Origin of the sequence: Kitasatospora sp. NPDC056651, assembly GCF_042792155.1 — a bacterium.
Classification (GTDB): Bacteria; Actinomycetota; Actinomycetes; order Streptomycetales; family Streptomycetaceae; genus Kitasatospora.
The window spans coordinates 33,434-42,995 of the sequence record NZ_JBHTWX010000078.1 but is presented as its reverse complement, the minus strand read 5'-3'; the positions used below and the strand labels follow the sequence as shown (position 1 = coordinate 42,995).

The following is a 9,562-nucleotide window of genomic DNA, read 5'->3' as shown; positions in this document are numbered from 1 at the left end:
TCACACCCCCGGGCGCCCCGGGTCCGCCCCCCCCAAACCCCCCCCCGGGGCCCGCGGGGGCCCCCCCCCCGCCCCGCGGCCGTGTGTGCCACTGGGGCGGGGCCTGTCGGTGGCGGCACGCCCCGTCTCGTGCAAGATCATGCATTCATGGCGAATTTTCCATCGAAGGTGTGATCTTTCGTATGGGCAATTGCCTCGCCATTCCCCTTCGATCTAGTGTGCGGTCGAAAGTCGTGACGGGGCGCCATGTCCCGTCTCCGGGCGAGAGAAGGGGAGAAGGAATGCCGGCCGAGGTGAAGAACCAGAAGTTCGCCATGCTCTTCGACTGGTTCGACCAGGGTGGCGACGGCGTGCTCACGCATGACGACTTCCGGGCGATGGGAGACCTCTTCGGCGCACTGGCCGCGGAGGACGACCGGGAGAACGCCTCGGCGATGCGGAACGCGTTCGAGGAGTGGTGGCGGGTGCTGCTCGCGCACGGCGACGCCAACGGGGACGGGAGGATCGACCGCGAGGAGTTCCTCGACGTCATGGAGGCCAACGTCACGGCTCCGGAGCACTTCGAGGAGGCGGTGCTGACGATCGCGGACGCTCTGATGCGCGCGCTGGACACCAACGGCGACGGAGTGCTGAGCAAGGACGAGTACGTGCGCATGTACAGCGCGCTGGGAATCCCGCCCGTGCACTCGGAGGACGCGTTCCGGCGACTCGACCGCGACGGCAACGGGGTCCTCAGTCACGAGGAATTCCGGCTGGCCATCACCGAGTTCTATCTGAGCGGTGACGAGAACGCCCCGGGCAACTGGCTGATCGGCCCCATCCGGTAGACGGCCCGGAATCCACGAAGAGGTGATCCGGCCGGCGGAGTGACTGCTCTCGCCGGCCGGATCACCTCGGTGTTCAGTGGTCAGTGTGCGTTGCTCACTGCTCGTTGTTCAGTGCTCGGTGTTCAGCACGGACGCGGTCAGAAGACGAGCTTCCAGCCGTCGATGCGGCCCGAGTCGCCGCGGTACACGTCCTGCACCCGGAGCCGCCAGGTGCCGTTGGCGAGCTGGGCGGAGGCGTCCACGGTGTAGGTCTCGACGACGTTGGAGGCAGAGTCGCCGATGTTGCTCTTCTTCAGCGGGTACACCGTGCCGTCCGGGCCGACCAGGTCGATGACCAGGTCGCCGCGCCAGGTGTGCTCGATGTTCACGCCGACCTTGAGGTCGCTCGGCGCCCGGCCCGGGAGCCGGTCGACGACGATGTCCGAGAAGATCGCCGGGCCCCCGTCCGGGATCGGGGTCTGGGTGGCGTTCGTGAAGATGCCCGGGGAGACCTTCCAGGTGAACGTCGTCGAGGTGCTGCTGTGGTGGGAGGCCTTGGCGGTGACGGTGACCGTGTAGGTGCCGGCGACGGTCGGGGTGCCGGTGACGCGGCCGGTGACCGGGTGGAGCTTCACCCCCTGGGGGAGTCCGGTGGCGTGGAAGGTGACGGCGCCGGGGTTGAAGTTGGTGGCCGTGATCTGGAGGTCGGCGGGGGCGCCGACCTCGGTGATCTGGCCGGCGACGGTGTCCAGCAGGATGTTGTCGACGACGCGCGGGCCGACGTTGATGGCGGCCCAGGCGTTGGCGGTGTTCAGGTAGGTCGCGCTGGTCGGCCCGTACAGGTCGGCGGCGGCCCGCAGGGTGGCGGTGCGGGCGCCCGCGTAGCCGGTCGACGAGGTCATGTACGTGGTGAGCGCCCGGTACCAGATCCTGGCGGCGGCGTCCCGGCCGATGCCGGTCACCGGCAGTCCGTCGGAGGTGGGGGAGTCGTAGGCCACGCCGTTGACGGTCTTGGCGCCGCTGCCCTCGGAGGCCAGGTAGAACCAGTGGTTGGCCGGGCCGGAGGAGTAGTGCACGTCGACGGAGCCGACGTCGGGTGACCAGTAGTCCCTGGAGCGGCCGTCCTTGGAGGGCTTGTCCATGTAGCGCAGCGGGGTGCCGTCGCCCCTGATGTCGATCTTCTCGCCGACCAGGTAGTCGCCCGGGTCCTGGGGGTTGTCGGCCCAGAACTCGATGGCGGCGGCCATGATGTCGGAGGTGGCCTCGTTCAGGCCGCCGGACTCGCCGCTGTAGATCAGCTTCGCGGTGGCGGAGGTGACGCCGTGGGTCATCTCGTGGGCGCCGACGTCGATGGAGGTCAGCGGCTTGACGTCGCCCGCGCCGTCGCCGTAGGTCATGCAGAAGCAGCTGTCGGACCAGAACGCGTTGACGTAGTTCTTGCCGTAGTGGACCCGGCTGTAGGCGCCGACACCGTCGTCCTTGATGCCGTTGCGGCCGTGGACGTTCTTGTAGTAGTCCCAGGTGAGTTGGGCGCCGTAGGCGGCGTCCACGGCGGCGGTCTGCCGGTTGGCGACGGTGCCGTCGCCCCAGGTGTCGGTCGGGTTGGTGAACAGCTTCCTGGTGGAGCTGGTGCCGTTCAGGTCGTAGGTGCTGTGGCCGCCGCGGGTGGTGTCGGTCATCGCGAAGCCGCCGGCGGCCGCCGTGGTGCCGATGGTGACCTGGCCCGAGTACTTGCTGTTGCCGATGCCGGTCTCGATGCCCTGGTACTCGATGATCTTCTTGCCGGTGTTCGCGTCGGTGATGACGTGCAGCTCGGACGGCGTGCCGTCCTCCTGGGTGCCGGTGACCACCGTCTCCCAGGCCAGCCGCGGGGTGCCGGACGCGGCCCAGACCACCTTGCGGGCGTTGTCGGCGGCCGGTTCCGCGACCTTCGCGCTCCCGGCGCTGTCGAGGGCGAGGCCCTTCGCCGAGTCGGCGCTCTCCTCGGGAGTGGTGTCGACGGCGATGTCCGCCTCGGTGGCCTTGGTGACGCCCTTCGCGGAGCCGTCCGCGGCGGTGTGGACGACCAGGTCGCCGCCGAGCACCGGGAGGCCGTCGAAGGTCCGCTCGTAGCGGGTGTGCAGGGTGCCGTCGGCGTCCTTGGTGACGCCCTTGACGATCAGCGCCTCCTTCGACCCCAGGTTCAGCGACCTGGCGGTCTCCGTCAGCGACGCGTCCGCCGAGGCCAGCAGCTCGCCGCGCTGCTCCGGCGACAGCTGCGCCGGCAGCGCGCCGGCGATGGCCCGGACCTCGGCGGGGGCCTGGACGGGGGTCTCGTCGGCGGCGGCGACGCCGGACGTCAGAGCGGTCACGACCATCGCGGCGCTGGCTATCAACGCGCCTGTGGCGGTGGACGTTCGGAAGGATCGAGTCACACTGAACTCCTTCTGCGACGGCCGTGAGGGTACGGCCGGAGCCAGCCGGGCGGCGGAGGATGGTGCCGCCCGGTAGAGCTGGTGGTTCGAGTGGGGACAGCCTTCGAGTGAGGACAGCCTTCGGGTGGTCGCCGCAGCGGGTGGTGCGCGTGCGGCTGCAAGGGCCGCTGTGGCGATGGGACGGTACAGTGCCAGCTTTGTCGGTGACGCGTCACCCGTGCGGCGGCAAGTTGGCCGAAATGCTTCGCCGCAGACGTAATGCCGAGGTAATCCACCGTCAGAAGACGGGTAATGCGGACGAGAAGCGGACGGGAGCAGGGGTCCACCCCGCCCTGCCCCCGCCCCCGGCTCCTCTTCCCGCACTCCCGGACGGGGGCCCGGCGGCCGCCGGGAGCCGTCCCGTGCCTCCCGTCCCGGACGGGTGGGGGTTTCTCCCCCCTCCATGGGATATCCCTGTGCCGGACACGGAAATCCCGCCTCTGCTGTCCCAGGAGTGCAGGAATTTTGACATTCCTCTGATCTTCGGAGAGTCTTCTCGGCATGTCTGACCGTCACCCGATCGAGTGCGCCGCCATCGAGCTGGCGCTGATCGGCGTGGCCGCGCACTGCGTTTCCGACAACTTCTGTCGCTGAACCCGCCTGTCCCGACGCGTCGCGGTGATCGCCGCGCCGGGCGTCGCCCTTCCCCGCGGGCGCGGTGCTGTTCACTCCTTCCCCCGAAGCCCCACCGCCGCCCGCCTTCCTCCGTACACCATCGGTAGCGAAAGGCTCCCTTTCCGATGTCTCGAACCACCCTCGCCCCCCGCCACCTCGCCGCGGCGACCGTCACCGCCGCGCTCGTCGTCGGACTGGCGGCGTGCGGACCGAAGGCCGACGGCGGTGGGAGCACCGACAGCAACGCCGCGCCGCAGAAGGGCGGCACCCTCACCGTCCTCAACCGGCTCCCCCAGGAGCAGTTCGACCCCGCACGGCTCTACACCTCCGGCGGCGGCAACGTCCCCTCGCTCGTCTTCCGCACCCTCACCACCCGCAACCGGGCCGACGGCGCGGCCGGCACCAAGGTGGTCCCGGACCTCGCCACCGACACCGGCACCCCGTCCGAGGGGGCGACGGTGTGGACGTTCCGGCTCAAGGACAACCTGAAGTTCGAGGACGGATCGCCGATCACCACCGCCGACATCAAGTACGGCATCGAGAGGTCATTCGCCCCCGAACTCTCCGGTGGTGCACCGTTCCTGAGGGACTGGCTGGTCGGCGCCGCCGACTACCAGGGCCCGTACAAGGACGGCCGCACTCTGGACGCCATCGAGACGCCGGACGAGAAGACCATCGTCTTCCGCCTCAACAAGCCCGAGGGCGACTTCCCGTACCTCGCGACCCAGACGCAGTTCGCACCCGTCCCGAAGGACAAGGACACCGGGGCGAAGTACCAGGACCACCCGGTCTCCTCCGGCCCCTACCGGGTCGTCAAGAACGAGAACGACGGCGCCCACATCGTCCTCGAGCGCAACCCCAACTGGTCGGCGCAGACGGACGACCAGCGCAAGGCGTACCCCGACACCGTCGACGTGCAGTCCGGGCTCGACCCGGCGGTGATCAACCAGCGGCTCACCGCCGGCACCGGCGCCGACGCGGCCGCCGTCACCACCGACACCAACCTCGGCCCCTCCGAACTCGCCCGGGTGAAGGACGACAAGGCGCTCGCCGCCCGCGTCGGCACCGGCCACTTCGGGTTCGTCAACTACCTGGCGTTCAACCCCAAGGTCAAGCCCTTCGACGACCCGAAGGTCCGACAGGCCGTCGCCTACGCGATCAACCGCACCTCGGTGGTCAACGCCACCGGCGGCTCCTCGCTCGCCGAGCCCGCCACCACCTTCCTGCCCGGCCAGGAGACCTTCGGGTACACGCCGTACGACCCGTTCCCGGCCGGCGCCACCGGCAACCCGGAGAAGGCCAGGGAGCTGCTGAAGGAGGCCGGCTACCCGGACGGCCTGACCATCACGCTCACCCACTCCACCGACGCCGGCAAGGCCTACGGCCCGGACGTGGCCACCGCCGTCCAGGACGGGCTGAAGGCGGCCGGGATCACCGTCCAGCTGGAGCCCCTGGACTCCAGCAGGTACTCCAAGACGGTCCACGGCGTCAGCACCGAGCCCGGCCTCTTCCTCACCGGCTGGGGCGCCGACTGGCCGTCCGGCGGCCCGTTCCTGGCGCCGATCTTCGACGGCCGGCAGATCGTCACCGACGGCTCCAACTTCAACTCCGCGCAGCTGAACGACCCTTCGGTGAACGACGAGATCGACCAGATCAACAAGATCACCGACCACGCCGAGGCCGCCAAGCGCTGGGGCGCCCTGGACAAGCGCATCGGCGAGCAGGCCCTGACCGTCCCGCTGTTCCACCCCGTGTACAAGCGGCTGTCCGGCAAGGACGTCCGCAACATCGTGATCAGCGACTGGACCGGCGTGCTGGACATCTCCCAGGTCGCGGTCAAGTAGCGGACGGCACGGACGGATCGAACGGACGGATCGAACGGACCATCATGGCTCCACAGGAACCCAGCGCCGGGGAGGCCCCCGCGGCCTCCCCGGCCCCCGGGGGACGGCAGGTGTGGCGGCGGCTGCTCGCGCGGCGCACCGCCCTCGCCGCCGGCCTCGTCATCGTCCTGCTCGTCCTGATCGCGGCGGCGGCACCGCTGCTCAGCGCGCTCGAAGGACAGGACCCCACCAGCTTCCACAACGACCTGCTCGACTCGGCGGCCGGCGGCGTGCCCACCGGCTCCTTCGGCGGCGTCAGCGCCGAGCACTGGCTCGGCGTCGAACCGGGCACCGGGCGCGACGTCTTCGCCCGGCTGGTCCACGGCGCCCGGATCTCGCTGCTCGTCGCCCTCGGCGCCACCGTCGTCCAGGTCGCCATCGGTGTCCTGCTCGGCCTCGCCGCGGGCCTCGGCAGCCGGGTGCTCGACCAGCTGATCGGCAACACCACCGAGGTGATGCTCGCCCTGCCCACGCTGGTCTTCGCCATCTCGCTGATGGCCGTCGTGCCCTCCGACTTCCCCCGCCCGCTCCTGCTGACCCTGGTCATCGGACTGCTGGGCTGGGCCGGCACCTCGCGGATCGTCCGGGCGCAGACGCTCTCCCTGCGGCAGCTCGACTACGTGGCCGCGGCCCGGCTGGCCGGCGCCTCCCGGTGGCGGATCGCCCGCCGGGAGCTGCTGCCGTCGCTGGCCGCGCCGATCATCACCTACGCGGCGGTGCTGCTGCCGGGCAACGTGGTCGCCGAGGCCGGGCTGTCCTTCCTCGGGGTGGGCGTCAAGCCGCCGACCTCGTCCTGGGGCCAGATGCTCTCCAGCGCGACCACCTGGTTCCGCGCGGACCCGACGTACGTGCTGCTGCCGTCGGCGCTGCTGTTCGTCACCGTGCTCGCCTTCACGGTGCTCGGCGACGCCGTGCGCACCGAGCTCGACCCCCGGGCGGCCTCCCGGCTGCGGGTCGGGGCGTCGAACGCCGGCGCGGACCCGGCGGACCCGGCGGGCACGGCGAGCACGTCGGGCGCCGGCTTGTCGGACACGGGGCCGGCGGGCGCCGGCTCGTCGAACGCGGGCCACCCCGGCCCGTCGAACGCCACCGAGGGGGCGACCGCATGACCCGCTTCCTGCTCCGCAAGGCCCTCGGCATGCTCGGCGTGCTGCTCGCCCTCTCCGTGATCGTCTACGCGGTGTTCTACATCGCCCCCGGCGACCCGGCCCAGCTGGCCTGCGGCGAGAAGTGCAGCCCCGCCCAGGTCGCCCAGGTGCGCGAACGCCTCGGCCTGGACGCGCCCGTGTACCTCCAGTACGCCCACTTCCTCCAGGGCATCGTCGCCGGCCGCGACTTCAGCGCCGGCACCGGACTGCTGCACTGCCCGGCCCCCTGCCTCGGCGTCTCCTACCGCAGCGGCGAGCAGGTCACCGACATGATCACCGCCCGGCTCCCGGTGACGGCCTCGCTGTCGCTCGGCGCGATGGTGCTCTGGCTGGTCCTCGGCGTCGGCACCGGGCTGCTGTCCACGCTGCGCCGCGGCCGGCTCGGCGAGCGCCTGCTGACCCTGCTGACGCTGGCCGGCAAGTCCGTACCGGTCTTCGTCCTCGGCCTGGTGCTGCTCGTCGTCCTGTGCGCCCAGCTCCAGTGGCTGCCGTTCCCGAGCTACGCACCGCTCACCGAGGACCCGGAACAGTGGTTCTGGGGCCTGCTGCTGCCCTGGATCTCCCTCGCCCTGATCGAGTCCGCCAAGTACGCCCGGCTGACCCGCTCCTCCATGCTGGAGACCCTCGCCGACGACCACATCCGGACCTTCCGGGCGTACGGCGTCAGCGAACGGCAGCTGGTGACCAGGCACGCGCTGCGCGGCGCGCTCACCCCGGTGATCGCGCTCACCGCCATGGACCTCGGGGCGATGTTCGGGGGCGCGGTGCTGACCGAGTCGCTCTTCGGCCTCCCCGGGCTCGGCAAACTGCTGGTCACCTCCGTCGGCCTGATCGACCTGCCGACCGTCGTCGGACTCACCCTCGTCACCGGGTTCTGCGTGGTCCTCGCCAATGTCGTCGCGGACGTGCTCTACGCGGTGACCGACCGAAGGGTGGTCCTGACGTGAGCACCACACCCCCTGCCGAGGCCGGCGGGCTCGTCGACGTCCGGGACCTGGTCGTCGACTTCCCGGTCGGCGACGGCCACGTGCGCGCCGTCGACGGCGTGGGCTTCACCCTGGACGCCGGGCAGGCGCTCGGCATCGTCGGCGAGTCCGGCTCCGGGAAGAGCACCGTCGCCTACGCCCTGCTCGGCCTGCACCGCGGGACCGGCGCCCGGATCGGCGGCTCGGTCCGGGTCGCCGGGGTCGACGCCGTCACGGCGGACGGCGCGGAACTGCGGCGCCTGCGCGGTGGACTGGCCGCCATGGTGTTCCAGGACCCGCTCTCCGCGCTCGACCCCTACTACGCGGTGGGCGACCAGATCGCCGAGGTCGTGCGGGTCCACCGTGACATCTCCCGCCGGGCCGCCAGGGCCCGGGCCGTCGAGGTGCTCGACCGCGTCGGCATCCCCGACGCGGCGCGCCGCTCGCGCTCGCGCCCGCACGAGTTCAGCGGCGGCATGCGCCAGCGCGCGCTGATCGCGATGGCCCTGGCCTGCGAGCCGCGGCTGCTGGTCGCCGACGAGCCGACGACCGCGCTGGACGTCACCGTCCAGGCCCAGATCCTCGACCTGCTGCACGAGTTGCGCACCGAGACCGGGGCCGGGCTGGTGCTCGTCACCCACGACCTGGGCGTGGTCGCCGGGAGCGTCGACCGGATGCTGGTGATGAAGGACGGCCGGGCGGTGGAGCACGGCCCGGTCGCCGAGGTGCTGGGCACCCCGCGCGAGCCGTACACCCGCGCACTGTTGTCGGCGGTGCCCAGGGTGGACGCGCCGCAGGCTCCGGCCGCGCCCGACGCCCCGAGCGGGCCGGACGAGGGCGAGGTGCTGCTCGAAGCCGTCGACCTGCGCAGGGAGTTCGCCGCCCGCGGCCGCCTCACCGGGCGCACCGCCCCGGTGACCGCCGTCGACGGCGTCTCGCTCACCGTACGGGCGGGCGAGACGCTGGGCGTCGTCGGCGAGTCCGGCTCCGGGAAGACCACGCTCGGGCGGATGCTCGTCCGGCTGCTGGAACCGACCGGCGGCCGGCTCCACTACCGGGGCCAGGACATCGGGGCGCTCGGGGACAAGGAACTGCGCCCGCTGCGCCGGGAACTCCAGATGGTCTTCCAGGACCCGGTCTCCTCCCTCAACCCGCGCCGCACCATCGGCGAGTCCGTCGCCGACCCGCTGCGCATCGCCGGTGAGAGCGACGAGCGCCGCATCCGCGCCCGGGTCGGCGAACTGCTCGAACGGGTGGGGCTCGACCCCGACTGGTACCACCGCTACCCGCACGAGTTCTCCGGCGGGCAGCGGCAGCGGGTCGGCATCGCCCGGGCGCTGGCCCCCGAGCCGCGGCTGATCGTCTGCGACGAACCGGTCTCCGCGCTGGACGTCACCACCCAGGCCCAGGTGGTCGAACTGCTCGGCGAGTTGCAGCGGGACCTCGGTCTCGCGCTGGTCTTCATCGCCCACGACCTCGCCGTGGTCCGGCAGGTCAGCGACCGGGTCGCGGTGATGCGCGCCGGCCGGATCGTGGAACACGGCGACGCCGCCACCGTGTACGACGCCCCCCAGCACCCCTACACCAAGGGCCTGCTGGCCGCCGTACCGGTGCTGGACCCGGCCGAGGCGGCCGCCCGCCGCCACGCCCGGCTGGCCGTCGGCGCCTGACCACCCCGGACGGCCGGGCCGG

At 71.7% G+C, this 9,562-nt stretch carries 7 protein-coding genes; 6 read left to right on the top strand and 1 reads right to left on the bottom strand.

Annotated features, from left to right (window positions below):
• Nucleotides 1-281 precede the first annotated feature (281 nt).
• Nucleotides 282-827: an EF-hand domain-containing protein gene (locus ACFRAR_RS26705; protein ID WP_380700736.1), complete on the top strand. Its 546-nt coding sequence runs from the start codon at nucleotides 282-284 to the stop codon at nucleotides 825-827.
• Between the two features lie 137 nt (nucleotides 828-964).
• Here the strand turns inward: ACFRAR_RS26705 and ACFRAR_RS26700 are convergent, their stop codons facing one another.
• A complete protein-coding gene (locus tag ACFRAR_RS26700) occupies nucleotides 965-3,163 on the bottom strand; it encodes a M4 family metallopeptidase (RefSeq protein WP_380700737.1) in 2,199 nt (732 codons plus the stop codon).
• A 597-nt stretch (nucleotides 3,164-3,760) separates the two neighbouring features.
• Between ACFRAR_RS26700 and ACFRAR_RS26695 the strand changes: the two genes are divergently transcribed.
• The 5 genes from ACFRAR_RS26695 (at nucleotide 3,761) to ACFRAR_RS26675 (ending at nucleotide 9,540) form a co-directional block, all read left to right on the top strand.
• Nucleotides 3,761-3,853: an Ms4533A family Cys-rich leader peptide gene (locus tag ACFRAR_RS26695; protein ID WP_380700735.1), complete on the top strand. Its 93-nt coding sequence runs from the start codon at nucleotides 3,761-3,763 to the stop codon at nucleotides 3,851-3,853.
• 146 nt (nucleotides 3,854-3,999) lie between these two features.
• On the top strand, nucleotides 4,000-5,718 hold the full coding sequence (locus ACFRAR_RS26690) for an ABC transporter substrate-binding protein (protein WP_380700734.1): 1,719 nt from the start codon (nucleotides 4,000-4,002) through the stop codon (nucleotides 5,716-5,718).
• Nucleotides 5,719-5,762: 44 nt separating this feature from the next.
• Nucleotides 5,763-6,866 carry an ABC transporter permease gene (locus tag ACFRAR_RS26685; protein WP_380700733.1) on the top strand — a complete coding sequence of 368 codons (1,104 nt, stop codon included), beginning with the start codon at nucleotides 5,763-5,765 and terminating at the stop codon, nucleotides 6,864-6,866.
• Nucleotides 6,863-7,852 (top strand): ABC transporter permease, encoded by a 990-nt coding sequence (locus ACFRAR_RS26680; RefSeq protein WP_380700732.1) that lies wholly within the window; start codon nucleotides 6,863-6,865, stop codon nucleotides 7,850-7,852. Before ACFRAR_RS26685 ends, ACFRAR_RS26680 begins: the two co-directional genes overlap by 4 nt.
• The gene (locus ACFRAR_RS26675; RefSeq protein ID WP_380700731.1) at nucleotides 7,849-9,540 is read left to right on the top strand and encodes an ABC transporter ATP-binding protein; all 1,692 of its coding nucleotides are present in this window, start codon (nucleotides 7,849-7,851) and stop codon (nucleotides 9,538-9,540) included. Before ACFRAR_RS26680 ends, ACFRAR_RS26675 begins: the two co-directional genes overlap by 4 nt.
• The last annotated feature ends 22 nt before the right edge of the window (nucleotides 9,541-9,562 follow it).

Excerpts from the sequence above, each read along its gene's own strand:
- ACFRAR_RS26705 (WP_380700736.1), top strand. The coding sequence starts at position 282 with ATGCCGGCCGAGGTGAAGAACCAGAAGTTCGCCATGCTCTTCGACTGG.
- ACFRAR_RS26700 (WP_380700737.1), bottom strand. The coding sequence starts at position 3,163 with ATGGTCGTGACCGCTCTGACGTCCGGCGTCGCCGCCGCCGACGAGACC.
- ACFRAR_RS26695 (WP_380700735.1), top strand. The coding sequence starts at position 3,761 with ATGTCTGACCGTCACCCGATCGAGTGCGCCGCCATCGAGCTGGCGCTG.
- ACFRAR_RS26690 (WP_380700734.1), top strand. The coding sequence starts at position 4,000 with ATGTCTCGAACCACCCTCGCCCCCCGCCACCTCGCCGCGGCGACCGTC.
- ACFRAR_RS26685 (WP_380700733.1), top strand. The coding sequence starts at position 5,763 with ATGGCTCCACAGGAACCCAGCGCCGGGGAGGCCCCCGCGGCCTCCCCG.
- ACFRAR_RS26680 (WP_380700732.1), top strand. The coding sequence starts at position 6,863 with ATGACCCGCTTCCTGCTCCGCAAGGCCCTCGGCATGCTCGGCGTGCTG.